This is a genomic window from Rhodococcus sp. NPDC057297, from assembly GCF_042667435.1.
Taxonomy (GTDB): domain Bacteria; phylum Actinomycetota; class Actinomycetes; order Mycobacteriales; family Mycobacteriaceae; genus Rhodococcoides.
Genome location: NZ_JBHUZE010000002.1, coordinates 532,954 through 558,540 on the forward strand (window position 1 = coordinate 532,954; position 25,587 = coordinate 558,540).

The following is a 25,587-nucleotide window of genomic DNA, read 5'->3' on the forward strand; positions in this document are numbered from 1 at the left end:
CGGTAGTCGACTGGTCGGGAACGGGTATCGTTTCCGACCAGTCAACCGATCGGGGAGTGGAAATGGAACCCAGCGTGTCGGCGTTGCGCAGCTTCATCGTCCTCGCCGAAGAACTTCATTTCGGCCGAGCAGCCGATCGGTTGTACACCTCGGCCCCGGCGCTGAGCAGGCAGATCGGTCGGTTGGAGAAGCAGCTGCATCTGGAGCTGTTCACACGGACCTCTCGTACCGTTCGTTTGACGCCGAAGGGCGCCGAGTTGTTGGTGATGGCACGTCAGGCCATCACCGTCCACAATCGAATCTCGGCATGGGCAAAGACCAGTGCGCGCAACGTACTTCGGATCGGCTTCGTCAACATCGCACCCCCCGAGGTCATGGGCCCGATCCTCACCGAGGTGGCCCGGCGAATCAAGGACAGCGACGTCGAATTTCACCACATCGATCGAGACTCGGTGAACAGCAGCCTGACCGACGGTGAGGTGGACATCGCTTTCGTCTGGGGCCCGTTCGCCGAGACCGGGATCGACACCGAGACACTCTGGCAGGACGAGCGAGAACTACTGGTGCACAGCGCAAACCCCCTCGCCGTCGCTGCTGAATCTGCGGAATCGAGGATCTCGATCAGGCAGTGCGCTGACCAAACCTTCCTTCAGCCCATGACCCGAGACCGTGAATTCGCTCGTTGGGCAATCGTGGATCCTCGGCCGGATGGCGTAGTACCCAAAGTCGGACAGAAGGTTCGAGACATCGACGAGGCACTGGCCGCGGTCGCCAACTCGCGTGGGGTCTACCTTATCCCTGCAACAGTTGCTCACTCGATCACTCACACCGGTGTCGCCACGATCGTGGTACACGACATTCCCACGTGCCCATTCATCATGTGCTGGTCTGCCGATCGTGGAGCGACGACTCTGATTTCGGAGTTCGTCGATACCGCGGGGACCATCGCGAAGCGGCTTCGTATTACCGGGACCGGAGGAGAGGCGGACTGAGATGGCTGTCCAGTTCTCACACCAGTCACGGTGGCTACCACTTCATCATGGGTCAGCGGCGGCAACTGAGTGCCCTGACGGCGATTCGCACCTGATCAGGGCAGCGGCACTGACCATCTGAGTTTCGTTCCGCCCGCTGCATTCGCGGGTCCGGTCGTCATGCTGCCGTCGTTGTCGACTGCGCGTGACAGCATGTTCTTCAGACCGCTCGTCGCTGCTCCGTCCGGGATGCCGACACCGTCGTCGGTGATCTCCATTCTGAGGTCGTCCGCGACGTCGAATGCGATGACGAGATTTCGGGCGTCGGCGTGACGGACGCAGTTGCTGATGGCCTCGCGTAGGACGGCCAGCGCGTGTGTGGCGAGGGTCGAGTCGACGGCGGAAAGTGGGCCGGTGACGCGTACCGATGTTCGCAGGTCGGTGCCGGCTGTCATTTCCTCGACGACGTCGTTGATCTGCCGCCGCAACCCCAGAGTGGCGTCTGGGGTCTGAAGGTCGAAAATGGCCGACCGGATGTCGTGGACCGTGTCCTGCAGATCGTCGATCGTCGTGGACAGGCGTGTCCGAAGTTCGGGGTCGGTTGTCCGTTGCACGGTGCTCTGCAGTGACAGTCCGGCGGCGAAAATTCTCTGGATGACCCGATCGTGAAGGTCTCGGGCGATGCGGTCGCGTTCGGCCAAAACGTCCAGTTCGCGCAACCTCCGTGCGTCGGTGGCCATCCGAACAGCGACCGCGGCTTGATCTGCGAACGCAGAGACCAAATCGAGTTGATCGTCGTCGAAGGGGATTCGGTTGGACCGGCGCAGTACGACCAGCACTCCGGCGACTCGATGCGACGCCTGCAGAGGCGAGATGAGTGCGGGGCCGTACGCGGCCTGCGTGGCTGCTGTGGCGTTGTACTCGAGTCGGTCGACTCGCAGGGGTGCACGGCTGCGGAACGCCGTACCCGATGTCGATCCGTAGACCGGCAGCGTGCTGCCCAGGATGTTGTCCGGGTGATCCGCCGGGGGACCGGAGGCGATCCCGATCAAGAGTTCGGTGACGTTCTCCGGGGACGCGTCCGGGTCGCTGGGTGTCGCGATGAAGGCGAGGTCGGCGTCCGTCAGCTCCCGGGCTTTGTCTGCGACGGTTTGCAGGCCCACGTCGGCGTCGGTACCGCCGAGTAGTTCGGTGGCGATGTCGCGGGTGGCTTCGAGCCACGATTGACGGGTGCGAGCCTCGTCGTACAGACGCGCGTTCTCGATGGCGACGCCCGCCGCGGACGCCAGGGCCTGGATGACTGCCTCGTCGTCGTCGGTGAACGAGTGCCCGTTGTTCTTCTCTGTGAGGTAGATGTTGCCGAACACTTCGTTGCGCACACGAATCGGGGCGCCGAGAAACGAGTTCATCGGTGGGTGGCCGGGAGGAAAACCGATCGAGGACGGGTGATCGGAGAGGTGGTCGAGACGGATTGCGCGGGGTTCGTCGATGAGCAGGCCGAGAACACCACCGCCGGTGGGCAGCGGACCGATACGGGCGGCGCTTTCCTCGTCGATTCCATGAAAGATGAAGGCACTCAGTTCATGATTGTGGCCACGTACCCCCAATGCTCCGTACCGGGCATCGACGAGTTCGGTTGCCGCCACGACGATCGTCCGCAACGTATGTTCCAGATCGAGCCCTTTGGAGACGACGAGCATTGCATGCAGCAGGCCGTCGAGTTGTTCTCGGGCGTCGACGATTTTGCCTATGCGCTCCTGAACTTCGCCCAGCAACTCGCGCAGGCGCAGCTGCGACAGCGTGCCTTTCAATTCACCGGTGTAATTGTGCCCGGTGTCGTACGGGTTTCCGACCACGCGGACAGTATGCGCGTCACGACCCTCGGATGTCGCTTCATGCCGCTATGTGTCCAGTTTGGACGCGTACACCGCCGCCTGTGTACGTCGCTCCATCCCGAGTTTGGCGAGAAGGCGGGAGACATAATTCTTGACGGTCTTCTCCGCCAGGAACATTCGCGCGGCGATCTGACGGTTGGTCAGACCCTCGCCGAGCAGAGCGAGCAGCGCCCGTTCCTGGTCGGTCAACGCCGCAAGCGGGCCAGGTAACGCCACCTCCTGCGATGCGCGCAATTTGTCCATCAGTACTGCTGCCGCGCGATTGTCGAGTAGGGACTTCCCGTGACCGACGTCCTTGATGGCAGCCGTCAGGTCCATTCCCTTGATGTCTTTGACGATGTACCCGCTGGCGCCGGCCAGGATGGCGTCGAGCATCGCCTGGTCCTCGGTGTAGGACGTGAGCATCAAAGAACGAAGCTCGGGTACGACCGATGTCAGTTCGCGGCAGAGCTCGATCCCGTTACCGTCCGGCAATTGCACGTCGAGCACAGCGACGTCCGGTCGGAGAGCCGGGATACGTGCCAACGCGTTGCTGACAGTTCCTGCTTCGCCGACGACGGTCAACTCCGGGTCGGAGTCGATGAGGTCGATGAGGCCGCGTCGTACTATTTCGTGGTCGTCGACAAGGAAAACAGTGATCACGACGGCTCCTTCCTGTGCTCGGTCCCGCAAGCTTACTGTCGACAACTGGTGGACCGCGTGGCACAAAGCCCCTCGATTCGAGGACGATCGGCACTGCCGAATCGCTCCGCCGAACGCCGAGACTGAGCCTCGACAGCGTTGACGGCCACGCGCACTGTGGGGTCCGCAGACAAGGGGTATTTCGATGTTCTCTCATCCGGATTCGTCGGTGGTGCAGATGATGGTGGAGCTGGCCTGCCGGGCGCCCTCGGTACACAACAGTCAACCCTGGAAGTGGAGTTACCGGGACGGCTACCTCGACCTTCATACGGACCGATCCAGATTGCTCGACACGATCGATCCCACCGGACGGCAACTTGTGATCAGTTGCGGAGCGGCGCTCGACCATCTCCGGAAAGCTGCGGTCACCTTTCGCTGGTCCGCGGACGTTCTCGAGCTTCCGATCCCTGGTCGACCTGATCACCTCGCCCGCATTCGATTCGTGCACGGCGCGCATCCACAATCGCACGAGTTCGACCTGTTGAGTGCCATCAACAGGCGGCATTCCGATCGACGACCGTTCACTCGAGCATCCGACAGCCTGGTCATCGGTGCGGCCGCACGCGCCGACGCCTCCCAGCGCGGAACGACGGTTTCCGTCCTGACGCCACAGTCACGCCGAACCCTTGCCGAGGCGTCGATGTCCAGCGCAGGAGTGCGGAGGTACGACGCCACCTACCAGGCCGAACTTCGTTGGTGGGCGGGCCATTCGTTCGCCGGTACAGGTATCCCGGACCGTGCATTGGCCGATCGATCGGAAACGACGAATGTGGCTGTCGGTCGTAGCTTTCCGGCGCCGCACGACGTCCGGAATCGGGCACCCGGGGCTGATGTACTCGATGAATCGACCGTTGTCCTACTCAGTACTCCAACAGATCATCTGCTCGATTGGATGCACTGCGGGCAGGTGCTGTCGTCGATTCTGTTGGAAGCGACGGTCGGCGGGTTGGCTACCTGCCCCCTCACTCACATGACCGAACAGTCCGGTAGTCGTGCTCTGGTCGAGTCATTGGCTCCGGACAGCGGGGTTCCGCAGGTACTCGTTCGACTCGGTGCAGCACCTGCGGGGCATGCACCGAGACCTACTCCGCGATTGCAACTGTCCGCCATTCTGACCACAGAGAACGCGTACCCGTCCGGTCGCGATCGGCCCGCGTCGAGGTGATCCCTGTCGGCGCGGGACCAGAGCCCCTGCCGCCGAGGACCAAGTGCTCTGTGCAGCAACGGCGTTGTCGACGTGGAATGGAACCCGCACCCAAGCCGGGATGCGATTCGGAGCGGGCAAGGCTCAGGGACAGACGAGCCTCTCCCCGCACTCGACACGAGGAGTGTTCATGATTCTTGCCAATCACCAGCGAGTAGTCGTGGGAGTGGACGGCTCGGCACACAGTACGCGCGCCGCGCAGTGGGCGGCGACCGCGGCCGTGCACCTGAACTCGCCACTCCACATTGTCAGCGCCGTCCAGGACCCGACGTTCTACATGGCCGACTCCGCGGTGGTGATTCCAGCCGATGTGTGGCAGCAGCAGCGGCGCACAGCCGAGGGCACCGTGGCCGCCTTGGCTGCAGCCATCGGAGAGAGTTATCCGGACTTGGCCGTCAGTACCGGAGTCGACACGGCGCCGGCTGCCGACATGCTCGTTGCCCTCTCACATACGTCGCGTTTGATCGTGGTCGGCAGTTCCGGATCCGGATTGTTGACGTCGATCTTGCTGGGGAGCACAGCGAGAGTCGTTGCAGACGAGTCCCATTGTCCTGTTGTGGTGTGGCGCGATTCCGACACCGGTGACCGATCCGAACAACCCGTAGCGGTCGGGGTCGACGGCAGCGCAACCAGCGAAGTTGCCGTCGAGTTCGCCTTCGACTTCGCATCCCACCTCGGTGTGCCACTGGTCGCTGTGCACGCCTGGGATGCAGTGTCCCGTACTGGGGGCGTCACGCTTCCCGGTCTGATCGACTGGCCCGCAATGGAACTGGAAGAACGAGCCGTTCTGGCCGAGAGCCTTGCCGGGTGGTCGGACAAGTATCCCGACGTAGTGGTCGAACACGTGGTTCGGCAAGGCGGCGCTGCTCGGGTATTGACCGATCTGTCCGCGACGTGTCAGCTGGTCGTAGTCGGTAGTCACGGACGGCGCGGTGTTGCACGACTCGTGCTGGGGTCGACAAGCAGCAATCTCACACACCACGGGCGGTGTCCGGTTCTGATTTGCCGGACCGGTGAGTAGTCACCGCACCTGAACCATTCGGACGAGCCGACGCGCGCGCCAAGGGGCGCGTCCGTCGGCTCGCGGCGTCAGGTAGCGGGCACTATCATCGTCGGGATCACCGAATGATGGAGGACGGCGCGGCTCGTCGAGCCCATCACCAGGGGAGGTAAAACTCCCCGGTTTCGGGCCCCGACCACGATCAACTGGGCGTGTCCGGCGCAACCGAGCAAGGCATGCGACGGAATGTCCTCGACCACGGACGTCGACACCTGCACAGGCGGGTATCTCCGAGCCCAGGGCTCGACGCGTTCGTCGAGCCATCTCTTGGCGGCCGTGATGGGATCGTGATGTGGTGCGCGCTCGACAATTTCGCTGAACACCGCGCCGGCATCCGGCCCGTCGCACGCGTGCACGACATGGACTCTGGTGTGCAGGCACGCAGCTTGATCGAACGCGGCCTCGAGCACCGCATCATCGTGTGGCGAATGGTCGACTCCGACGACGACCGATGCTCCGCCCGCACTGTCGCTCGGTGTGAAGCGTTCGGGAACTACCACGATCGGGCACCGTGCGGTCGAGGCGACAGCTGCACTGACCGAACCGAACACCGCCCGCGCGAAGAGACCTCGGGTGTGGGAACCCAGCACGATCATTCGCACTGTCGACGCCAGTTCGGCCAGGGCCTGAGCCGGACGGTCGGCTTCGAGCACCGTGTCGATCTCGAGAGACGTGTGAGCAACCGACTGCGCGACGACTCTGGCCGTGGCCAGGGTCGATCGAGCGTGCGCTCGCGCGCTCGACGTACGCCCGCTGCGAAGATTGACCGCATCGGAAAGCGAGGTCCCCGATGCCACCCCGGCGTGCATCAAGACCAGCGTGCTCCCACTTGCATCGGCGTAGGCGGCGGCCCATCTGACCGCGACCCGGGATGAAGCCGAGTCGTCGACTCCGACGACGATCGTGTTCGGGTGTGTGGTTTCCGGTTGCGTCATGGGTTCGATCTTTGCGCCGACCCGGACTCGTCGACAGGGCTCTTCTGCGCACGAGTGGTCGGTGAATGTCCCGTTTGCAGAGGACTTTCGGCCCTGTGCCTGCCGTCAGGGTGACCCGGCTCCTCGCAAGTGCCGCGACGATGCCGGCGGCCCACCCCGGAGCCGAACCTCCAGCACCACCCGCACACCATCGTGCGGCGTAGCCTTCACGTGACTGTTGCCGTAGGGGTCGAGGCGGCAAGTCGTGCACCGATTTCGCGGGCCCAGGCCTCGACATCGTCGCGCGAGCGGTCGTCGCCGTCGCGTGCGCGGATGAGCCGGACGACGAGACGCTCGCGGACCGAGAGCGTCGACAGGTCGAGCTTTCCCCCGAACACTCGGTGCTCCTCGGCCCAGGACGCCTCGTCCCATGATGAGTGTGGCTCGGAGGACCCGCGTGCGCCGATCGGACCACTCGAAAACAACCAGACGGGTCTCGTCTCGAGCTCGGCCTGCTCGCGGGCGACCAGCTTGCGCGCGTTTCGCAACCATCGCCCCATGTAGACCGCGCTGCCGATGATCACGGCATCGTATTCTGCGATGCTGTCGACGTCGGCGACATCACGCACATCGATGTCAGTTTCCAGGTCGGACCGGGCGAGCGCCTTCGTCAACGACAACGAGATCCATTGGGCGATCTGTCGAGTGGATCCATGGCGGCTCGCGGTGGCAATCAAGATTCGCATGTCGGTGTGCTGCTTTCTTCGAAAGGGTGTGCATGGACGGACGGTTCCGGGCGTGATCGAAGCCGAGCGGTTCAAGTCACCACTCGAACGAGGTTTCGGACTGTCTCGACGCCGGCTGCGCGCCGCGCCGCGCGTCCGATTGCGTTGCATTCGGCGACGGACCGAGCTGTTCCCGCGAGCACGACATGACCCGCGCCGTCGGCCGAGATAGAGATGCGGTGCATCTCGTCGGCCATGTCGTGCTCGAGCTCTGCTTCGATGTGGCGACCGATGTGCTCCGCCGCTGCCGACGGACTCACCTCGATGGAGTTGCGCACCCGCCGTACACCGGGCACGGATGCTGCCGCGCGTTCTGCCGCGGCGGACTGAAAGTCCCATGCGACGACGCCACCGAGGAACACGCATCCGCGCGTGACGGTGGAGTGCACTGCACCGGCGGGGATTTCCTGGACTTTGCCGAGCGCTACCGCCAGATTGTGCGCGATGTCGGTATCGCTGACCGGAATGCTGTCGTTCATGATTCCGATGTCCTGTGCCACCGCAACCACCCCCGGCACTTTCCAGGTCGCGTGTTCGGCAATTCCGATCTGAGAGAAGTCCACAACGCTACCGGTGAGCGTGACACTGCCGTCGGCGACAGCGATCTCGATGAGTGTTTTGTCCAGGCCGGGCGCCCACTTGAGTTCCAGCTGTATACGATCCTCGAGCTCGGCGTCGCTCGTCCTTGTTGTGGTCATGGAGTCAGCATCGAGCACCGACGTGCGGTTACACAGAGTCGTTGGTCCTCTGTCGGTCCTCTCGTCGGCCCTGCTGTCGAGAAGCTTTCGACCCTCGCCGCGGCCGCCGGCACGGAGCAGTCTACGAGCTGTGCATATCGACGCAAGGGAGGCATACGTGGATACCCACGACACTGTTCGGCGCACGGGAGTCGAATTTCTGAAAGATGCTGCAGCCGAGGCGCTTTTGCTGACGGGCGTCGCTGCTGTCGGCCTATCCCTGACCGTATCGGCCGCAGGACGGACGGGCTGGGGTGCCGTCGCGGGTGGAGCCGCAGTGGCTGCGCTGGTCTCGGCCGCCCTGACCTTCAGAGCAGGTCGGGGCCGTACCCGGAATGCGGTGAAGACGAAGGAACCTACGCAAGACGAGTCGACGACGAAGGGGAACGAACCTGGCCGCCTCGACACCGATTCCATCACGCTCGCTCTACCCGACAGTGCGTCGGCCGTCGTATTCCCGGTCACCACCGTGACCCGAAGCGGTGTGGTGGTCACTGTGATCGTCGGGGAATACGGCCCATCCGGGGGCACAGCACCCGAGGGAAGCGGGCTGCGATCGTCGGTACTCGGCCGATGGCCACAGGCTCGGGTGTTCGAACGTCGATCGACCGGGGACAGCGGCGCCGATCCTCGAAACTACGAGGCGTTCTATGTCGAGTTACTCGGCGATGGTACCCGCCGCGACGTCGACGATCAGGAGGTGTTCGCGCTCGCCCGGTGATCGAGCATGGGATGCGTGCGGTGTGCGACGACACTTGTCCAGACCTATCAGAGGGAGGGGTAGTCGGAGCGGATCGCGTACCTGTTCAGGTAGCGTCACGGCACGGGGGCACTGACATGTACAGACGAGGTGACCAGTGGCTGATGTTCACAGTCGCGATGCGGAACCGACAGAGGACGTCGAAGGCATCGTCCTGCGCGCCGTCGATCAACTCCCGTCGATGATCGGCTGTTGGGACCTCGATCAACGCAATGTCTTCGCCAACCGTGTCTACACCGAGATCTTCGGCATCACTCCGGAGAACATGCGAGGAATGCACATCGAGGACGTGCTGGGCTCCGCTGTGTACGCGCTGAATTTGCCGTACATCACCGGTGCGTTGAGCGGGGTGGTGCAGCAGTTCGAGCGAACCTTGATCGACATGGCCGGCAACGAGCGCACGACGCAAGCAACGTATGTTCCGGACTACGTCGACGGTGAAGTCCGCGGGTTCACCGCGTTGGTGGTCGACGTGAGTGGACGCGTGAGAGCAGAGAGAGAACGCGACGAGGCAGTACGCATGTTTCGCATCTCGATGGAGAACGCCCCGATCGGGAAAGCTGTGGTGAATGTCGAGGGCCGATGGTTGCAAGTTAACAGGGCTCTGTGTGAACTGACCGGGTACAGCCCGGACGAGCTGTATGCCAGATCGTTTCGAGACATCACGCACCCGGACGATCTCGCGTCTGCCGATGCAGATCTGGCTGCTCTGGTCGGCGGCACGGCGGTGCAAGTCGCCTCCGAGAAGCGGTACATCCGCAAGGACGGGACGGTCATCTGGGTACAGCGCAATGCGACGATCGTTCGCGACACCGGAAGCGAAGACGTCATCATCGCGCAAATTCAGGACATCACAGCTCGAAAGGCTGCCGAGTGGAACTTGGCACGGCAAGCCGTCACCGACGATCTCACCGGACTGGGGAATCGCCGACACTTGATGTCCGTGTTGAACGACGCCGCAGCGCAGACAGCGCAGGAGGGGTCGATCGGAATTCTCTACATCGATGTGGACGACTTCAAGCTCATCAACGACACCCTCGGTCACTCTGCGGGTGACCGCGTCCTGATCGAACTCGCACATCGTCTGCAGGACAACGTGCGTGCGTCGGACGTTGCGTGCCGAGTCGGCGGTGACGAATTCGTCGTCGTGGTTCTCAGCGCGGACACCTACGACGACGTCGCGGCGCTCGCCGAACGAGTCGACCAGCTTCTCCGTGGTGCCTACCATCTCCCATCAGGAGAAGTCGACGTCAGTGTCAGTGTCGGTTTCAGTTGGAGCGCCGAGCCGGACAGCGATCGTTTGCTCAGCGATGCGGATCGGACGATGTACCGGCTCAAACGGTCACCGGAGAAGCGTGCGGGTGGTTCGAAAGACGGGATACCGGGCAGCCGGTAGTGGACGAGTAACGAGACCTTCAATGTTTCGCCTCCGACGTGCACCAAAGTTCTTCTTGTCGAACAAGTCGCCGGATGACCGGCTCAACTCGAAAGAAGAACTGTCATGAGCGCAACTCCTCGTCCCGATCTTCAGCTCTCGCATGCAGTGGTCACCGCCGACGTCACCGCGCCGTTCGATTTCGTCGATATCGAGCAGTGGCTCAAAACCCTTCCGACGCACGAGTATCAGCGATGCGCACCCGGGGATCACAAGGCTGCCGGCTACACAGTCGACGACGACGGCACCCCGATGTCGATCAATGTCGAAATGATCGGCAGCGGGCTGGTGATCCAGCAGTACCGCTTCGAGGTCGCCGGCAAGCACTACTGCAAGATGGTCTCGACCTCCGATGTCTTCAGTGCCGCAGGTTGGACCACCACGCAGGTCATCTGGGAACTTGGCATCGAACAACTCGACGGCGACAACCTGCGGTACATCAACACCGTGACCTCGCACCCCACCGAAGAATTTCTCGAATTCATCACCGCAGGCGGACAGAGCTTCGAAGACGCCGCAGCAGCGCGGCAGAAGGCATCCGGACAGCACTGCGAACTCGAAACCCCGCACTATGCCCAGAGCATCGCCAATTACGCCAAGGCCCGCGCGACCGAAGCCGCCGCCCTCAGCGACGCCGGATAGAAGGCACGCACTTCATCGGATCCATTTGTCGACCGCCGTGCATACGGCTGTCTTGGACTCGATCGGCGCCAGGTGTCCGACGCCGTCGAGTGTTATCACGGCCGGTTCACCTGGTAAGGATTGCTGAAGTCGAGATGCTTGTTCTACAGGTATCCACGGATCATCGATGCCCCACCCGATTCGCGTCCGACAACGAACCTCCGCCAGTCGACGGACCACGGGCTGGGTGTGTTCGGGTAACAGTGCGGCGATCTGGCGGTAGAAGCCGGGCTGTCCGACCTCGCCGAGCCATGGTCCGGTCAATGTGTCGAGCCACTCGGAACTCAGCGGGCGCCGGGCAGCACCGGCGATGTACTCGCGCACGAGCGCAGCGTGCAATGCTGCGGGAAGCGCGGCGAACACGTCGGTGTGCTCGGCGACGAGCTTGAAGAACGGCGACCCCCAGGGGTCCAGTGTGACGATGTCCCACAAGAACAAGGATGCGTAGTCGATGCCATGCAGTACATGTGCACCGAGTGCGACCGCGCCGCCGATGTCGTGGGCGATGACGTGCGGACGGTTCACTCCCCACAGTGCCAGCAGCCGAGCCAATCTCGACATCTGGGTGTCGAGATCGACTGCTGCGTCCAGGGTTCCGGACCGGCCGTAGCCGGGCATGTCCCAGAGGTGAACCCGATGATCCCGGCTCAGGTGGTGGGCGACGCCTGCCCACACTGCTGCAGACCACGGCGTTCCGTGACAGATGACCACATCGCCCACAGCGTCGGTTCGAGGTTCGAGAACGTATGTTGCGATCGAGACTCCGTCCATGTCGACTGTCTCGGGTTCCGGCAACCTGCTGTCGGGAATGCCCATGGTCTGTCCTATCCTCCTCCGCCGAATATGCCCGCGCGTGCCGCTACTGCTGTGGCTCGCACTGCTCGGTCGGCATCGGCTGTGACGAGTGGCGTTGTGGTGGTCATGAACTGGTAGTACAGCGGAGCCGACAGGTGTCGAATCACTTCGTCGGCGTCGGTGTCGGAAGGTAGGTCTCCACGTTCGACGGCGTCGGTCACCGCGGCCGCCCACACCGATACTCGTGTTCGGTAGAAATCCGCCAAGGCACGCTTGGTGTCAGCGTCGTGCGTCGAGGCGGCGATGAGCGCGGAGAAGAGCCTGCCGGTACGGGGATCGTTCAGGGTTTTCACGACCAGTTGGGCGTTTGCCGAGAGGTCGGCAATAAGGTCGCCCGTCCGCGTCGCATCGACTGATCGAGCAGCCATGTCGTCGAGTAGATCCGATACCAACGCTTGGGGGGATCCCCACCGCCGATACACAGTCGTCTTGCCTACCTTCGCGGCGTCGGCGACGGCGGGGAGCTCGATCCCGGCGAACCCGTGCGCAATCAGCGCATCCTCGGTGGCGGCGAGCACTGCGCGGCGTACAAGGGCGGTGCGGCCGCCCGGGCGCGCTGTCGAGGTTGCGTTCTTGCCTCTCGTCGCAGCCCCCATGATGGTCGATCGTACGGCATGGGCGGTCCTAACGGGGCGGCAGTTCCGTTTCGGTGCGAACCGATGTACCGTCTTAACGGTAATGCAGTCCCGTTAGAAAGGTGCGGTATGAGGTATCGACGAGTTGGAAGGTCCGGTTTGGTGGTGTCCGAGTACGGTTTCGGCGCCGCTACGTTCGGTGGACGCGGTGATTTCTTCGGAGCATGGGGGACAACCGACGTCGACGCCGCACGTGAACTGATCGATCAGTGTCTCGACGCCGGCGTGAACCTGTTCGACACCGCGGACGTCTACTCCGACGGTGCTTCCGAGGAAGTTCTCGGTGCCGCGCTTCGTGGACGACGGGACAGGGTCGTGATATCCACCGAGGCAGCGCTCCCGACCGGGGACGGTCCCGGCGATTACGGCACCTCGCGTCGGCGACTCGTCCACGCAGTGGAATCGGCGCTACGCCGACTGGGAACCGACCGTATCGACTTGTTCCAGCTCCACGCCTACGACGCCTCGACGCCGATGGAGGAAGTCGTCGACGTACTCGACGAGCTGGTCCGGAGCGGCAAGATTCTGTACACGGGGGTGTCGAACTTCTCGGGATGGCAACTGATGAAGATGTTGTCGACCGCCGACGAGCGTCGAGCTGCACGGCCGGTGGCCCACCAGGTGTACTACTCGCTGATCGGGCGGGACTACGAGTGGGAACTGATGCCGCTCGCGGTCGAAGAGGGAGTCGGGGCGATCGTATGGAGCCCATTGGGGTGGGGTCGAATGACCGGACGTGTCCGCCGTGGTGTCCCGCTCCCGTCGTCCAGCAGGCTGCACGCCACCGCCTCTGCCGGACCGCCGGTCGACGACGAGCGCCTCTACCGCGTCGTCGACGCGCTGGATCGCGTTGCGCACGACACCGCCAAAACCGTTGCGCAAGTAGCCCTGAACTGGTTGAGCGATCGTCATAGCGTCTCCAGCGTGATCATCGGCGCGCGCAACCGGGAACAGCTCAACGAGAACCTCGGAGCCGCCGGATGGTCGCTGAGTGCTCCGCATCGCGAGTTGCTCGACAGTGTCTCCGACGCCGACGCGCCGTACCCCTACTTCCCGTACTACCGGCAGGACGGTTTCGCGCGTCTGAATCCACCGCTCTATCCAACAGCTGGATCCAACCACTTTGCCGTTGTCGACGGCCACTCGGTCAGGCCAAGTCCTCGGGCCTGATTTTCAGTTTTTCCGAAATGCGTGCCAGGGCTTGCTGATCCTCGTCTGTCAGAGGGTCCAGCACGAACTGTCGGACGGCAGCGACGTGTGTCGGGGCAGCGGCGACGACGACGTCGTAGCCTTCCTGGGTCAGCGTGGCCGTGGTGTAGCGGCCGTCGTCCGGATCGGGTGAGCGTTCGACCCATCCCTTCTGCTCGAATCGTTTGACCACGTTCGACAGTCGTGACAGAGAACCATTGGCCAGATACGCGAGTTCGCTCATTCGAATTCTTCGGTCCTGCGCCTCGGAGATGTGGCTGAGGGTCAGGTAGTCGAAGAGAGTCAGGCCCGCTTCCTGCTGGAGTGGTGCCTCGAGCCGTCCGGGCATGAGTAGTACCAACGACACGAGCCCGGTCCACGCGTCCTTCTCGGATGCGTTCAGCCACAGCGACTGGAGGTCGTCGTCGCCCTCGGCTGAACCCTCCGTCTTCGTCATGGAATCACCTTACCGATCGGGCCGCGTCGACCGCTTGACTTCAAGCGTGAAGTGATGCACCGTAGAAAATGACTTCAAGATTGAAGTCAATCGATGAAAGGTTGGATCATGAGTACTCCTCGTTTCTTCACCACCCCGGGTTACGGCGACACCCAGCTGACGAACATGCATTACAACCAGGCCGTCCGTATCGGCAACCGGGTGGAGATCTCGGGGCAGGGCGGGTGGGACGACGAGTTCAACTTTCCCACCGACCTGGAGGAAGAGATCGTCGCGGCATTCGACAACGTCGAACGCACACTTCGGCAGGCAGGCGCCACGTGGCGCGACGTCGTGTCGGTCGACTCGTTCCATGTGCCCGAGGTGGCGGGATACATCGGCGAGACCCATGGACGGGTGATGGTGGAACAGATGCGGTCGCGTATGGGCGACCGTGCACCGATCTGGACCGAAATCGGCGTTCAGGCCCTGGGTGCCTATGGAATGCGCGTAGAAATCCGTGTGGCCGCAATCCTCGAAGAGGACTCCGCCGTCGTGAGCTGATCGGCCGTTCTCAGGGTGCGCCGAGGGCGAGCACTGCGACGTCGTCTTGAAGCCCGGACCCGAAACTGTTCAGCAATCCCACCAGGTCGTCGACGATTCTCGCGGCGGTCGTCGGGGCCGCGTCGTTCGCGAATGTTTCGAGGGCTCCGGCGTCGTCGTAGCGCGCTTTCCCCGGTCCGACGTGCGCCTCGGTGAGGCCATCGGTGTAGAGCAGAAGCACGTCTCCAGCTTTCAGGATCACGTCGGCGGCCCTGAATTGCGCTGTTCGAAGCGCTCCGACGAGTTGCCCACCGATGGTGTCGATGTACTCGGCACTGCCGTCGGCGCGCAGGTGCAATGCCGGGGGATGACCGCCGCTCGCGAGCCGGATGGTTGTCGTCTTTTCGTCGACTGCTGGGGTGATGGTGCCGAAAAGCACTGTGCAGAAGCGTGGGTCGTCCCCGCGAAACTCGTGGTAGAGAACGGTATTGAGGTTCTGAAGAACAGTGATCGGGTCGCGGTCGAACACAGCCGCCGCCCGCAGCGTGTAGCGGGTCAACGATGTCACCGCTGCCGCCCCCGGGCCTTTGCCGCTCACGTCACCGAGGAAAAATCCCCACGTGGACTCGTCGAGAGGGAAGACGTCGTAGAAGTCGCCGCCGACTTCCTCGATGACCGCGTGGTGGTAGTAGGCCGCAACGTCGGTTCCGGGCGGGGAACTCAGCACCGGAGGTAGAAGGGTGCGCTGCAGGGTCGTAGCGAGAATCTGTATCTGCGTGCGTTCGGCCTCGGCGACCTTGCGCGCGTCCTCTGCAGCTTCGAGCGCATCCTGCGACCGAGTCAACGCGTCGGCGGTGGTGGCCTGCGCGGTAAGCGCCCCGTCGCGGGCCTCGATGAGGGTCTGTTCTCGAATTCGGTGCGAGGTCGCACTGTGCAAAGTGAATCTGATGGTGCTGTCGTCATCCTGGATGTCTCGATTGGCCATGACCAACATGGACAGGACCGAATCCGGACCGGTGAGCAGATCCGCGGTGGCGCCGATGGGAGTCTCGGTGCCGGCGTCAGGGCTCGCGGTGAGCAGGGCCGTCACGGTATCTGCACTGGAGTCCGCGAAAAGATCGTGAACGCGGCGCCCGACGACGTCGGACGGTGCTCGGCCGATCGTCCGGCACACCGTCGCATTGGCGTACACGACGCACTGGCTGCTCGCCCGTATCGCCAGGTAGCCGGCCGGAGCAGTATCCAGAAAGCGTGGCGTGTCTGCGGGCATCACAGTGATGCACGTCTGTATTGACAGCGTTGGCTACGCCCGCTGGTGCCGAGCGCACGAATTCGATACGCGTTCACACATTTGTTCTATCAGATCGGCTTACGTGTCAGCAGCCGACCGGCAAGGCGCTAACGCTCGGAGTGATCGAGGTCCCAGGTCAGAGTGGTTTCGGTGCCGGATCCGTGATCGACGGCCATGTGATCGGTAATCGCGTCCGCGAGTACCAGACCGCGTCCGCGGTGCGGTGTCGGCTCGGCCCGTTTCCAGGTGCCTGCGTCGGACACCGTCACCGTGAGCACCAAGTTCTCGTGCACGGCGGTGAGCGTGAGCGGGCCAGGTGAAGACTCGTCTCGGTATGCATGTTCGACGCTGTTGGCCATCACCTCGTACGAAGCGAGTACCACGTCAGGGGCAATGTCGGAGAGCTGTCGCGCGTCGAGCCAGGCATGGAGATTGCGCCGCAGCTGGGCGGCGAGGTCGGCGGTCGCGGGGTCACTGTGGGTCCACCGAGCCGACGTGGGCTCGGGTGGTTCGACAATCACACGGGGCCGGACGGAGATGTTCGAAAAGAAGCCATGACGCCCGGTTACCCGAAAGTCGATATTCGACGCATCGACCGCGTCAGCAATCCGGAGGGCGTGTGCAGAAACTCGCTACGCGTAGCGTCGAGTCATGGTGAACGAGCCTGCGGGCGAGGCATTGGCCGTCGAATCGTCCGAGCAGGACGGTGTCACGGTGCTCGTCGTTTCGGGAGAACTCGACCTCGTCGGTGCTCCGAGGTTGGCGGACTGTGCTTATCCGGCGGCTGCTCAGGCTGTATACGGTCTCGTGATCGATCTCACCGGGGTCCAATTCCTCTCGTCCAGTGGAGTGAGTGTGCTAGTTCGTGCCGTCGATTCGCTGCCTCCCGGTGCGATGGGCGTACTGGTGGCCCCGCACTCGGTAGTGCAGCGACCCATCATGCTCAGTGGTCTGGATCGCGTGATCACGACGGTCGCCGACCGCCCCGCGGCGTTCGCGGCGATCGCTGCCACCCGCGCGTAGACGTCGGCGCCTCCTTGTAGGCTTGCTTCCGCGAGGTCTAGCCCGGTGCCCGCATTGACAGACCCGACACGCTTCATCGCCCCAAGGGAGTACACGTGCCCGCTCGAGACAGCACAGCTCGCTTCGACATCGGACGCGAGGTCGTCGGCAACGCCGTCATCGTCGCCGTCACCGGCGACATCGACCTGGGTACCGCACCGTCTTTCGCGTCGGAGATCGATTCCGCGCTGACGCCCACACCAGCGGCACTGATCGTCGATCTCACCGGCGTGGGATTCCTCGGATCGAGCGCAATGACCGTTCTGGCCGCAGCGCACGACCGGATGGGCGAGCTCACTGCCATTGCCGTCGTCGCCGACGGTTCCGCCACTCGTCGCCCTCTCGAACTGCTCGGGCTGGGGTCCGTGATGGCCATTCACGCGACGCGCGAGGACGCGCTCGCTGCTGTCGCGGCCGGCTGACACTTCGGCTCGCCACTCCGGCTCACCACTCCGGGATTTATTCCGCCTGATCCCGGCCGCACGCTGCGCGACCACATCATCGCGGCCACCCGCCGCTGACGTGGCATGCCCATCTCCGACGGGCGTTATCGTTCCGTTACTTTTCGTTATGCATCTGTGACTTTCGTGGGGACGAGTCCGACATGCCGCGTCGACACAGTTGGGGAGAAGAACGAAGTTGGTCGGTGATCGAGAAATGTCCGATGCCGGCATCACCCGAACGCCCCGTGCCCGTACGGGAAACGAGACCGCCTACGGCACATAGAATCTCGCTAGGAGCTTTACATGACTGCAGTTCTCTTCGGATCCATCAGCACGCTCGCCGATACATCGGAACTTCAGCGCCGAGCCTTCAACGAGGCATTCGCCTCGCACGGCCTCGACTGGAACTGGTCGCGCGAGGACTACGCAGCGATGTTGACCAGCAACGGCGGCGCCGGCCGAATCGCCCAGTTCGCCTCGTCTCGCGGTGAGCAGGTCGATTCCGACGCCGTCCACGCGACCAAATCCGAGATCTTTCAACGACTTCTGGCAACCGAAGGTATCGAGCCCCGCCCGGGTGTCCTCGACACCGTCGCCAGTGCCCGCGAACACGGGTACAAGCTGGGTCTCGTCACGACGACATCGTCAGAGAACGTGAGCGCGCTCCTGGATGCATTCGAGAAACTCGGTACCGAGTCGTTCGACATCGTCGTGGACAAGACCTCCGTGTCCGAGGTCAAGCCCGATCCGGAGGTGTACCGGTTCGCCATCGACGGCCTCGGCGAGAAGGCTGAAGATTGTATTGCCATAGAAGACAACGTCGGTGGAGTCGAGTCGGCAACTGCGGCGTCGATCCGATGCATCGCTTTCCCCAACGCGAATACCGTCGGCGGCGACTTCTCGGCAGCGCTGAAGACTGTCGATCGGCTCGATCCCGACCAGCTCGCCCGATGGGCCAAGGGCGGCGCGTAAACGCTCGACGCGAGAACGAAAGGACATTTCGATGAGCAATATGCAAGCACGCGTAACTGCATCCGACCGGGCATTTCACGTCGAAGGGTACGAGCGGATCGAATACGATCTGGTGTACGTCGACGGCGTGTTCGACGTAGCCAATACTGAACTGGCAGAAAGCTATCGGCCCTACGGTCGTTGCCTGATGGTCGTGGACGAGGCGGTTCACTCCTTGTACGGTGACCGTGCCCAGGCCTACTTCGATCACCATGGCATCGCGCTGACCGTCGTACCGGTCACCATCGCGGAAACCGCCAAGTCGCTCGACACCTTCGAGCGCATCGTGGGCGAGTTCGACGCGTTCGGTCTCGTTCGCACCGAACCTGTGCTCGTGGTCGGAGGCGGACTCACCACCGACGTTGCCGGCTTCGCGTGCGCCAGCTACCGGCGCAACACCCCGTACATCCGCATTCCCACCACGCTGATCGGCCTGATCGACGCGAGCGTGTCCATCAAGGTCGCCGTCAACTACAACAAGCACAAGAACCGCCTCGGCGCTTACCATGCGTCGCAAAAGGTCCTGCTGGATTTCTCGTTCCTCGCGACCTTGCCCGAGGACCAAATCCGCAACGGCATGGCCGAATTGATCAAGATTTCGGTGGTCGGCAACGAGAACATCTTCGACATGCTCGACGAGCACGGACCCGAATTGTTGGCGACGAAGTTCGGGCACTCGGGCGGTACGCCGGAGATGCGCGACATCGCACATCGCCTGACCTATCAGGCGATCGAGACGATGCTCGAGCTCGAGGCGCCGAACCTGCACGAGATCGAACTCGACCGTGTCATCGCCTTCGGCCACACCTGGAGTCCGACGCTCGAACTGACGCCTTCCCAGCCCTTCTTCCACGGGCATGCGATCAACATCGACATGGCGTTGTCCACCACCGTTGCCGAGCAGCGAGGTCTGATCTCGACCGCCGACAGGGATCGCATCCTGGGAGTCATGAACCGGCTCGGTCTCGCCTTGGACAGCGATCACCTGACGCCCGAGCTGCTCACCTCGGCGACCGCGTCGATCCTGAAGACCCGGGACGGCATCCTGCGCGCCGCAGTTCCCGATCCCATCGGCTCGTGTCGATTCCTCAACGATCTCACCACCGACGAGTTGGCGGACGCCTTGGCCTTGCACAAGAAGGTCTGCCTCGACTTCGACCGTGGGGGAGCGGGAATCGCCATGTTCACCGGTGGATCCGATGAATGATGGGGTCCTGCGTACCTCACGACCGGTGACACCGACGACGATCCTGGGCAAGGAGCTGCGCGAACTCGTCGAGGCCTACGACAACGGCGAGGTCGGTGAGGACTTCGCGCGGCGATTGCGCCGCGCACGGGACCTTGCCGACGGTCTCGATCCGTATCTCGACGCGCATACCACCCCTGAATCGTCGGCGCTGCAGGAGCTTTCCCGGCGAACGCAGGGAATGGACTGGGATTCCCGGACGGTGGTGTCCGGATCCGGTCCGTTGGAGCAGGAGATGCTGTCCGGACACGTCGAAGGTCAGGTGCTCAAGTTCCTGGCGCACATGACCGGTGCGCGACGGGTACTGGAGATCGGTATGTTCACCGGCTATTCCGCACTGGCCATGGCCGAGGCGCTGCCCGACGGCGGCACAGTGGTCGCCTGCGAGGTCGACGAGTTCGTTGCGGACTTCGCACGCGAGTGCTTCGCGTCGTCGCCGGTCGGTCACCGAATTTCAGTCGAGGTGGGACCGGCAATCGATACTCTCGACAGACTCGCGGGGGAGTCGGTGCAGTTCGACCTGGTGTTCATCGACGCGGACAAGACCGGTTACCTCGGGTACTACCGTCGGCTCCTGGACACCGATCTGTTGGCGCCGGGGGCGGTGATCGCCGTCGACAACACCCTGCTCCAGGGCGCTCCCTACGCGGAGCCGGCATACCGGACCGTCAATGGTGACGCCGTCGACGCATTCAATTCCTTCGTGACCGAGGACGCGCGCGTCGAGCAGGTTCTACTTCCGCTACGCGATGGTGTCACGTTGATCCGACGAGTGGAGGCTTAGCCCACCATGCAGTTCAGGGCGTTGACTCGCACGGTCGGTGCGCTCGGTGCGCTGACCGTCACCCTCCCCATCGATCTGGTCGTCGTGGCGTTCGCATTGCTCGATCAGCGTCGCGTCGCGGCCCCTCCGTCGGGACGCACGGTCATGGTGAGCGGTGGAAAGATGACCAAGGCTTTGAGTTTGGCGCGCGCATTCCACCGTGCAGGTCATCGCGTCGTCCTTGTCGAGTCGTCGAAGTACCGATTCACCGGCCATCGATTCTCTCGGGCGGTCGACGCGTTCCACTGTGTTCCCGAACCGACGGACCCCGGGTACGCGCATGCGCTGCGAGATGTGGTGCTTCGTGAACAAGTCGACGTCTTCGTTCCGGTCGCGAGCCCTGCCTCCAGCGTGCCGGACGCCGACGCCGCATCGCTGCTCGACGATCTCTGCGAGGTGGTGCACGCCGACCCCGAGACCGTGCGCATGCTGGACGACAAGTCGACGTTCTCGGAGGCGGCCGCGTCGATGGGTCTGTCGGTGCCGGACTGGCGACGCATCACGTCGGTCGGCGACATCGCCTCGTTCGACTTTCCCCCCGGGCGTGAATACATCTTGAAACAGATCGCGTACAACCCCGTCGGCAGAATGGATCTGACGCGGCTGTCGAGCGCGACGCCGCAGCGAAACCTCGAGTTCGCACGCAGCCTGGACATGACCGAGAGCAACCCGTGGATCCTGCAGGAATTCATATCGGGGCAGGAGTACTGCACCCACGGTACGGCCCGCGACGGGCATCTCACCGTGTACGCGTGCTGTAGATCGTCCGCGTTCCAAGTGAATTACGAGATGATCGACGTGCCTGACATTCGTTCCTGGGTCGAGACATTCGTCGGCGAGCTCGGTGTGACCGGGCAGCTGTCCTTCGATTTCATCCAGGCCGCGGACGGCCGGGTGTACGCGATCGAGTGCAACCCGCGCACGCACTCCGCGATCACGATGTTCTACGACCAGGACTTGTTGGCTCAGGGATATCTGGGACGAGTCGAGTCGGCAGTGCTCCCGACGCACGAGTCCAAGCCGACGTTCTGGACCTACCACGAGCTGTGGCGGTTGCTGACCGAGCCGAATCGCCGACACCGACTTCGTGTCATCGTGCAGGGAACCGACGCCATCTTCGCGCGGTGGGATCCACTCCCGTACCTGCTCGTTCACCACCTACAGATTCCGATCCTGCTGGTGAAGAACGCAGTGTCCGGACGCAGTTGGTCGCGAATCGACTTCAACATCGGAAAACTCGTCGAGCAGGGAGGAGACTGATGCCGACGACGGTGCTCGTACTGGCAGGCTCGCCCGTCGACCAGTTCCACGTCGATCTCTCCACGGTCTACGCCCAGGGATTTCTGAACGCGATCGACGGTAATCCCGACTACCGTGTTCACATCGCCGTCGTGACTCCAGGCGGTCACTGGCAGATCGTCGATCGTTTCGACGCGCTGAATCAGTCCGAGGTGAGGACCGTCGGGCAAGCAATGGAGTGGGTGAACACCGCAGGCATCGACGTCGTCGTTCCACAGATGTTCTGCCGACCCGGAATGACCAGCTACCGAGCGATGTTCGACCTGCTGTCGATCCCAGTTCTCGGCAATCGACCGGAGACAATGGCCATGACCGCGGACAAGGACATCGCGCGAGCGATCGTGGAGGCGGCAGGCGTTGCGGTACCGCGCGGTGAAGTCCTCCGGTCGGCCGGGAGCACCACGATGCCGTTCCCGGTGGTCGTCAAACCGGTGGACGCCGACAACTCGGTCGGTGTCGAGTTGGTCAGGGATGCCGAAGGTCTCGATGAAGCCGTTCGTGCTGCGCTGAGTCACTCGGACGGTGCTCTGGTGGAAACGTACGTCCCGCTCGGTCGGGAGGTTCGCTGTGGAATCCTCTCTCGTGACGGCGAACTGATGTGTCTGCCGCTGGAGGAGTACGCAGTCGGTGAGTCGAACCCGATCCGAGGCTCCGCGGACAAGCTGAACCGTTCCGACGAGGGTGACCTGTACCTGGTGGCCAAGGATTCGCGCAAGGCCTGGATCGTCGATATCGACGACCCAATCACCGAGAAGGTATGGGCGGCAGCCCGTATCGCCTACCGCGCTCTCGGTTGTCGACACTACGGATTGTTCGATTTCCGCATCGATCCCGACGGCAACCCCTGGTTTCTCGAAGCCGGCCTGTACTGCTCCTACTCGCCGGGCAGTGTCGTTGCGGTCATGGCTCGCGCAGTAGGGATCTCGGTGACCGAACTGTTCGCGCTGTCGCTGCGCGAACTCGACAGAGAAAGGGTCCGAACGTGAACAGCGAAGCTCTGAACCCTCTGGGAGTGCGCGTCACCGGCGTCGCGGTCGGCCGACTCGGGACCTCGGACGTCGATGTACTGCGACACCTGCTCGCCGAGCACGGCGTCGCCGTACTGCCGGGCCAGCACGTCGGTAACGACGAATTCACGGCGTTCCTCGAAAGCCTCGGGGACTTGATGTTCACCGAAGGCGAGACGCCCGTCGAGGGATACCCGGATCTCAACGTCATCACCAACGTCGCGCGAACAACCCCGCCGAAATCCACCTTCCACGTCGACACCACCTACATCCCTGTCCCACCTGCGTACACCGCTCTCCGAGCAGTCGAAGTACCCAGGGACGGCGGGCAGACACTGTTCAGCAACCAGTATCGCGCCTACGAGACACTCACAGTCGAGGACAAGAAACTTGTCGAACACGCGACCGTCACCCACACCGTCACCGGACTCGACGGCATCGAAGGATCCGCCGAGCATCCACTGGTCCTCGAGCACCCGGTGACAGGCCGCACAGCGTTGTACCTCACCGCCCCCGCGCGCTGTACGGCCGTATCCGGGACGACGGCAGACGAAGCGTCGCACCTCATCAGGCGCCTCGTCGACCACTCGACCCGTGAGGACAACGTCCTGCGGCATTCCTGGTCCCCCGACGACGTCGTCATCTGGGACAACCGATGCGTCATGCACAAAGCCGATCACACCGGCGTCACCGGGAACCGAGTCATGCACCGCGGCATGGCCGGCGACCGTCTGGCACGCCCGCGCTGATCCAAGCAACACGAGCACTTCCTCGTTCACCGACGATTTTTGCCGTCGGTGCCGGTCGGTATCAGCACGGGACAAGGTGCTGCACGCTGGAGGGAATGAACGTAATGGGTGACGTCGAGAAGATCGAACAGGAGCTTCGTGCTCTGTCGAGTCCGGACCAGGTGGACCTGATTGCCCGTCGAGTCGATCGGAACCAGATCATCGGAGTTCGCATGGGATCGGTCTTCGGTCTGGCGAAGGCGAACTGGCGGCTGGACTTGGGCACGGTCCGAGAACTCGTGCAGTCCGACTGGTTCGAAGTTCGCATGGTCGGGGTCAGCATTCTCGACGCACGTGCACGGAAGGGCAGTGCGGCCGATGCAGTGCGGACCGACTTGTACGAGCTGTACCTGGACGAGCACGCGCACATCGATACCTGGGATCTGGTGGATCGAGCTGCGCCGCGCGTAATCGGACAGTATCTGCTCGACAGGCCGAAGGAGCCTCTGCACATTCTCGCCGGCTCGGCCAACCTGTGGGAACGGCGGACCTCGATCGTCGCCTGCTACTGGCTGATCCGAAACGGCGAGCTCGACGATCCGGTACGCATTCTGGAAGCCCTGATCGACGATCCGGAAGTGTTCGTCCAGACCGCACTCGGAACTGCGCTGAGGGAAGTCAAGCGTGCAGACCCGGCACGGGCGGCCGAGTTCCACCGGCGACACGGCAGCAGACTGCACCCGACAGCCCGGCGTGCCATGAAAGTCGGCCGTACTTGACCTGTCCGTCGGCGTTGTGTTCTCGGCACGAGGCCAGGGCGTCGATCAGTTGGTGACGAAGTCCCCGAGTACGGGTAACCGTGATGCCGACCGGTTCGCCAACGTCGGCACGCACCCGAGAAGTCCCTTCGTGTAGGGGTGTGTGGCGCCCGACACGATGGTGGTCGACGGTTTCTGCTCGACGAGTTCTCCTCGGTACATCACGAGCATGGTGTCGGAGAATTCCAAGCAGAGTTTGATGTCGTGACTGACGACCAGGAGTGCCGTCCCCTCTTCGCGGGTGAGATTCTGTAGTAATTCCATCGTTCCGCGCGCAAGTGACGCGTCGAGCGCGCTGGTCGGTTCGTCGGCGATGAGGAGCCGGGGTGACCCGCACAGTGCCAGTGCCGTCATGACCCTCTGTCGCATTCCTCCGGAGAGCTCGTACGGCCGACTGCCCATCACTCGTCGGGCGTCGTGCAGACCGACTTTGTCGAGCCAGTGGGCCGTGATATCGGCTCGAGCGCGGCGACCGGTGACACCTGCCCCGGCGAGAACGTGGCTGAATTGGCCGCCGATGGTCCACACAGGATCGAGAGCGGTCATCGCATCCTGGAACACCATGGCGATACCGTCGGTCCGGCTCGGAACACTGCGCTTCGTGGTCGGTTGCTGAGGAACGCCCTCGAATTCGAGGGTGTCCGACACCACGGACGCGCCACTCGATGCGCCGATCAGCCCGGCGATGGTCATGGCCAGTGTCGATTTACCCGAACCCGACTCGCCGACGAGGGCAACGCGCTCACCTGGAGCGATGTCGAACGAGACGTCCTTCACGGCCGTCACGGCCGATAAGCCCGTGCCGTATGTCACAGAGAGATTCTTGACGCTGAGTACAGAATCGACGGACGTGGATGTGTCGACCTGGTCGATTGGTCTGTCCTGCAGCGTGTTCGAAGAAATCGAGCGTTCCGCTGTTGTCGTCATTCATGCTCCCACCGAGGCGTCCGAAGAGTTCGATTACGTCCGTAATGCTTCATCAGGGGTGTTTCCCGAACCGATCCCGTTGGTAAACAACGTATTACGCGGACCGGACCGGTTGCGTGTCGTAGCGTTGACCTGCGGGTTCACGGTCCGTC

Annotated in this window: 28 protein-coding genes; 17 read left to right on the forward strand and 11 right to left on the reverse strand. The window is 63.1% G+C overall.

From position 1 onward, the window contains the following. Positions 1-62: 62 nt before the first annotated feature. A complete protein-coding gene (locus ACFULT_RS08430) occupies positions 63-992 on the forward strand; it encodes a LysR substrate-binding domain-containing protein (RefSeq protein ID WP_378481208.1) in 930 nt (309 codons plus the stop codon). 95 nt (positions 993-1,087) lie between these two features. On the opposite strand, the gene ACFULT_RS08435 is transcribed toward ACFULT_RS08430, so the two are convergent. Then, complete coding sequence (locus ACFULT_RS08435) at positions 1,088-2,827, reverse strand: GAF domain-containing protein (protein WP_378481209.1); 1,740 nt, start codon at positions 2,825-2,827, stop codon at positions 1,088-1,090. A gap of 45 nt (positions 2,828-2,872) precedes the next feature. Next, entirely contained in the window at positions 2,873-3,508 is a 636-nt protein-coding gene (locus ACFULT_RS08440; protein ID WP_037113915.1) for a response regulator transcription factor, read from the reverse strand. Positions 3,509-3,692: 184 nt separating this feature from the next. Here ACFULT_RS08440 and ACFULT_RS08445 point away from each other — a divergent pair, with 184 nt between their 5' ends. Then, positions 3,693-4,712 carry an Acg family FMN-binding oxidoreductase gene (locus ACFULT_RS08445; protein ID WP_052059584.1) on the forward strand — a complete coding sequence of 340 codons (1,020 nt, stop codon included), beginning with the start codon at positions 3,693-3,695 and terminating at the stop codon, positions 4,710-4,712. 169 nt (positions 4,713-4,881) lie between these two features. Next, a complete protein-coding gene (locus tag ACFULT_RS08450) occupies positions 4,882-5,772 on the forward strand; it encodes a universal stress protein (RefSeq protein ID WP_378481210.1) in 891 nt (296 codons plus the stop codon). 68 nt (positions 5,773-5,840) lie between these two features. Here ACFULT_RS08450 and ACFULT_RS08455 read toward each other — a convergent pair whose 3' ends face one another. The 3 genes from ACFULT_RS08455 to ACFULT_RS08465 form a co-directional block, all read right to left on the reverse strand. Then, the gene (locus ACFULT_RS08455; RefSeq protein ID WP_378481211.1) at positions 5,841-6,746 is read right to left on the reverse strand and encodes a universal stress protein; all 906 of its coding nucleotides are present in this window, start codon (positions 6,744-6,746) and stop codon (positions 5,841-5,843) included. 206 nt (positions 6,747-6,952) lie between these two features. Beyond that, positions 6,953-7,471, reverse strand: a complete 519-nt coding sequence (locus ACFULT_RS08460) for a flavodoxin domain-containing protein (protein ID WP_378481212.1) — start codon at positions 7,469-7,471, stop codon at positions 6,953-6,955. A 71-nt stretch (positions 7,472-7,542) separates the two neighbouring features. Continuing rightward, the gene (locus ACFULT_RS08465) at positions 7,543-8,208 is read right to left on the reverse strand and encodes a BON domain-containing protein (RefSeq protein WP_170945234.1); all 666 of its coding nucleotides are present in this window, start codon (positions 8,206-8,208) and stop codon (positions 7,543-7,545) included. A 157-nt stretch (positions 8,209-8,365) separates the two neighbouring features. On the opposite strand from ACFULT_RS08465, the gene ACFULT_RS08470 reads away from it, so the two are divergent. The 3 genes from ACFULT_RS08470 (at position 8,366) to ACFULT_RS08480 (ending at position 11,084) form a co-directional block, all read left to right on the forward strand. Further along, a complete protein-coding gene (locus tag ACFULT_RS08470; protein ID WP_378481213.1) occupies positions 8,366-8,968 on the forward strand; it encodes a hypothetical protein in 603 nt (200 codons plus the stop codon). Positions 8,969-9,104: 136 nt separating this feature from the next. Continuing rightward, positions 9,105-10,403, forward strand: coding sequence for a GGDEF domain-containing protein (locus ACFULT_RS08475; protein WP_052059582.1), 1,299 nt, complete (start codon positions 9,105-9,107; stop codon positions 10,401-10,403). A gap of 105 nt (positions 10,404-10,508) precedes the next feature. Further along, positions 10,509-11,084: a hypothetical protein gene (locus ACFULT_RS08480; protein ID WP_378481214.1), complete on the forward strand. Its 576-nt coding sequence runs from the start codon at positions 10,509-10,511 to the stop codon at positions 11,082-11,084. Between the two features lie 12 nt (positions 11,085-11,096). Here ACFULT_RS08480 and ACFULT_RS08485 read toward each other — a convergent pair whose 3' ends face one another. After that, on the reverse strand, positions 11,097-11,939 hold the full coding sequence (locus tag ACFULT_RS08485) for an alpha/beta fold hydrolase (RefSeq protein WP_037113783.1): 843 nt from the start codon (positions 11,937-11,939) through the stop codon (positions 11,097-11,099). A gap of 8 nt (positions 11,940-11,947) precedes the next feature. Further along, positions 11,948-12,574, reverse strand: a complete 627-nt coding sequence (locus ACFULT_RS08490; RefSeq protein ID WP_378481215.1) for a TetR/AcrR family transcriptional regulator C-terminal ligand-binding domain-containing protein — start codon at positions 12,572-12,574, stop codon at positions 11,948-11,950. 108 nt (positions 12,575-12,682) lie between these two features. On the opposite strand from ACFULT_RS08490, the gene ACFULT_RS08495 reads away from it, so the two are divergent. Then, complete coding sequence (locus tag ACFULT_RS08495) at positions 12,683-13,783, forward strand: aldo/keto reductase (RefSeq protein ID WP_378481216.1); 1,101 nt, start codon at positions 12,683-12,685, stop codon at positions 13,781-13,783. On the opposite strand, the gene ACFULT_RS08500 is transcribed toward ACFULT_RS08495, so the two are convergent. After that, positions 13,761-14,258 (reverse strand): MarR family winged helix-turn-helix transcriptional regulator, encoded by a 498-nt coding sequence (locus ACFULT_RS08500; protein WP_037113778.1) that lies wholly within the window; start codon positions 14,256-14,258, stop codon positions 13,761-13,763. The two genes, ACFULT_RS08495 and ACFULT_RS08500, sit on opposite strands and share 23 nt — an antisense overlap. Before the next feature lie 108 nt (positions 14,259-14,366). On the opposite strand from ACFULT_RS08500, the gene ACFULT_RS08505 reads away from it, so the two are divergent. Continuing rightward, positions 14,367-14,801 (forward strand): Rid family hydrolase, encoded by a 435-nt coding sequence (locus tag ACFULT_RS08505; RefSeq protein ID WP_080733114.1) that lies wholly within the window; start codon positions 14,367-14,369, stop codon positions 14,799-14,801. Positions 14,802-14,811: 10 nt separating this feature from the next. Here the strand turns inward: ACFULT_RS08505 and ACFULT_RS08510 are convergent, their stop codons facing one another. Both ACFULT_RS08510 and ACFULT_RS08515 read right to left on the reverse strand, forming a co-directional pair. Continuing rightward, positions 14,812-16,050 carry a PP2C family protein-serine/threonine phosphatase gene (locus tag ACFULT_RS08510; RefSeq protein WP_378481217.1) on the reverse strand — a complete coding sequence of 413 codons (1,239 nt, stop codon included), beginning with the start codon at positions 16,048-16,050 and terminating at the stop codon, positions 14,812-14,814. 128 nt (positions 16,051-16,178) lie between these two features. Next, the gene (locus ACFULT_RS08515; protein ID WP_378481218.1) at positions 16,179-16,592 is read right to left on the reverse strand and encodes an ATP-binding protein; all 414 of its coding nucleotides are present in this window, start codon (positions 16,590-16,592) and stop codon (positions 16,179-16,181) included. Positions 16,593-16,722: 130 nt separating this feature from the next. Here ACFULT_RS08515 and ACFULT_RS08520 point away from each other — a divergent pair, with 130 nt between their 5' ends. The 9 genes from ACFULT_RS08520 (at position 16,723) to ACFULT_RS08560 (ending at position 24,469) form a co-directional block, all read left to right on the forward strand. Then, complete coding sequence (locus ACFULT_RS08520; protein WP_094719285.1) at positions 16,723-17,094, forward strand: STAS domain-containing protein; 372 nt, start codon at positions 16,723-16,725, stop codon at positions 17,092-17,094. 95 nt (positions 17,095-17,189) lie between these two features. Further along, the gene (locus tag ACFULT_RS08525; RefSeq protein ID WP_037113768.1) at positions 17,190-17,555 is read left to right on the forward strand and encodes an STAS domain-containing protein; all 366 of its coding nucleotides are present in this window, start codon (positions 17,190-17,192) and stop codon (positions 17,553-17,555) included. A 324-nt stretch (positions 17,556-17,879) separates the two neighbouring features. Next, the gene (locus ACFULT_RS08530; protein WP_037113766.1) at positions 17,880-18,548 is read left to right on the forward strand and encodes an HAD family phosphatase; all 669 of its coding nucleotides are present in this window, start codon (positions 17,880-17,882) and stop codon (positions 18,546-18,548) included. A gap of 31 nt (positions 18,549-18,579) precedes the next feature. After that, the gene (locus ACFULT_RS08535; protein ID WP_378481219.1) at positions 18,580-19,794 is read left to right on the forward strand and encodes a sedoheptulose 7-phosphate cyclase; all 1,215 of its coding nucleotides are present in this window, start codon (positions 18,580-18,582) and stop codon (positions 19,792-19,794) included. Beyond that, on the forward strand, positions 19,787-20,617 hold the full coding sequence (locus ACFULT_RS08540; RefSeq protein ID WP_378481220.1) for an O-methyltransferase: 831 nt from the start codon (positions 19,787-19,789) through the stop codon (positions 20,615-20,617). The genes ACFULT_RS08535 and ACFULT_RS08540 overlap by 8 nt, the downstream gene beginning before the upstream one ends. Before the next feature lie 6 nt (positions 20,618-20,623). Further along, positions 20,624-21,916 carry an ATP-grasp enzyme gene (locus ACFULT_RS08545; protein ID WP_378481221.1) on the forward strand — a complete coding sequence of 431 codons (1,293 nt, stop codon included), beginning with the start codon at positions 20,624-20,626 and terminating at the stop codon, positions 21,914-21,916. After that, positions 21,916-22,941 carry a D-alanine--D-alanine ligase gene (locus ACFULT_RS08550; RefSeq protein WP_378481222.1) on the forward strand — a complete coding sequence of 342 codons (1,026 nt, stop codon included), beginning with the start codon at positions 21,916-21,918 and terminating at the stop codon, positions 22,939-22,941. The genes ACFULT_RS08545 and ACFULT_RS08550 overlap by 1 nt, the downstream gene beginning before the upstream one ends. Beyond that, positions 22,938-23,711, forward strand: coding sequence for a TauD/TfdA dioxygenase family protein (locus ACFULT_RS08555; RefSeq protein ID WP_378481223.1), 774 nt, complete (start codon positions 22,938-22,940; stop codon positions 23,709-23,711). The genes ACFULT_RS08550 and ACFULT_RS08555 overlap by 4 nt, the downstream gene beginning before the upstream one ends. A gap of 95 nt (positions 23,712-23,806) precedes the next feature. Continuing rightward, on the forward strand, positions 23,807-24,469 hold the full coding sequence (locus tag ACFULT_RS08560) for a DNA alkylation repair protein (protein ID WP_378481224.1): 663 nt from the start codon (positions 23,807-23,809) through the stop codon (positions 24,467-24,469). A gap of 45 nt (positions 24,470-24,514) precedes the next feature. On the opposite strand, the gene ACFULT_RS08565 is transcribed toward ACFULT_RS08560, so the two are convergent. Beyond that, positions 24,515-25,321, reverse strand: a complete 807-nt coding sequence (locus ACFULT_RS08565; protein ID WP_241483944.1) for an ABC transporter ATP-binding protein — start codon at positions 25,319-25,321, stop codon at positions 24,515-24,517. Positions 25,322-25,587 lie beyond the last annotated feature (266 nt).

What these genes read in the sequence shown, in the direction of transcription:
- ACFULT_RS08460 (WP_378481212.1), bottom strand. Translation starts at nt 7,471, where the DNA reads ATGCGAATCTTGATTGCCACCGCGAGCCGCCATGGATCCACTCGACAG.
- ACFULT_RS08535 (WP_378481219.1), top strand. Translation starts at nt 18,580, where the DNA reads ATGAGCAATATGCAAGCACGCGTAACTGCATCCGACCGGGCATTTCAC.
- ACFULT_RS08545 (WP_378481221.1), top strand. Translation starts at nt 20,624, where the DNA reads ATGCAGTTCAGGGCGTTGACTCGCACGGTCGGTGCGCTCGGTGCGCTG.
- ACFULT_RS08540 (WP_378481220.1), top strand. Translation starts at nt 19,787, where the DNA reads ATGAATGATGGGGTCCTGCGTACCTCACGACCGGTGACACCGACGACG.
- ACFULT_RS08490 (WP_378481215.1), bottom strand. Translation starts at nt 12,574, where the DNA reads ATGGGGGCTGCGACGAGAGGCAAGAACGCAACCTCGACAGCGCGCCCG.
- ACFULT_RS08550 (WP_378481222.1), top strand. Translation starts at nt 21,916, where the DNA reads ATGCCGACGACGGTGCTCGTACTGGCAGGCTCGCCCGTCGACCAGTTC.
- ACFULT_RS08465 (WP_170945234.1), bottom strand. Translation starts at nt 8,208, where the DNA reads ATGACCACAACAAGGACGAGCGACGCCGAGCTCGAGGATCGTATACAG.
- ACFULT_RS08450 (WP_378481210.1), top strand. Translation starts at nt 4,882, where the DNA reads ATGATTCTTGCCAATCACCAGCGAGTAGTCGTGGGAGTGGACGGCTCG.
- ACFULT_RS08510 (WP_378481217.1), bottom strand. Translation starts at nt 16,050, where the DNA reads ATGCCCGCAGACACGCCACGCTTTCTGGATACTGCTCCGGCCGGCTAC.
- ACFULT_RS08480 (WP_378481214.1), top strand. Translation starts at nt 10,509, where the DNA reads ATGAGCGCAACTCCTCGTCCCGATCTTCAGCTCTCGCATGCAGTGGTC.
- ACFULT_RS08505 (WP_080733114.1), top strand. Translation starts at nt 14,367, where the DNA reads ATGAGTACTCCTCGTTTCTTCACCACCCCGGGTTACGGCGACACCCAG.
- ACFULT_RS08530 (WP_037113766.1), top strand. Translation starts at nt 17,880, where the DNA reads ATGACTGCAGTTCTCTTCGGATCCATCAGCACGCTCGCCGATACATCG.
- ACFULT_RS08560 (WP_378481224.1), top strand. Translation starts at nt 23,807, where the DNA reads ATGAACGTAATGGGTGACGTCGAGAAGATCGAACAGGAGCTTCGTGCT.
- ACFULT_RS08495 (WP_378481216.1), top strand. Translation starts at nt 12,683, where the DNA reads ATGAGGTATCGACGAGTTGGAAGGTCCGGTTTGGTGGTGTCCGAGTAC.
- ACFULT_RS08485 (WP_037113783.1), bottom strand. Translation starts at nt 11,939, where the DNA reads ATGGGCATTCCCGACAGCAGGTTGCCGGAACCCGAGACAGTCGACATG.
- ACFULT_RS08445 (WP_052059584.1), top strand. Translation starts at nt 3,693, where the DNA reads ATGTTCTCTCATCCGGATTCGTCGGTGGTGCAGATGATGGTGGAGCTG.
- ACFULT_RS08430 (WP_378481208.1), top strand. Translation starts at nt 63, where the DNA reads ATGGAACCCAGCGTGTCGGCGTTGCGCAGCTTCATCGTCCTCGCCGAA.
- ACFULT_RS08455 (WP_378481211.1), bottom strand. Translation starts at nt 6,746, where the DNA reads ATGACGCAACCGGAAACCACACACCCGAACACGATCGTCGTCGGAGTC.
- ACFULT_RS08520 (WP_094719285.1), top strand. Translation starts at nt 16,723, where the DNA reads ATGGTGAACGAGCCTGCGGGCGAGGCATTGGCCGTCGAATCGTCCGAG.
- ACFULT_RS08500 (WP_037113778.1), bottom strand. Translation starts at nt 14,258, where the DNA reads ATGACGAAGACGGAGGGTTCAGCCGAGGGCGACGACGACCTCCAGTCG.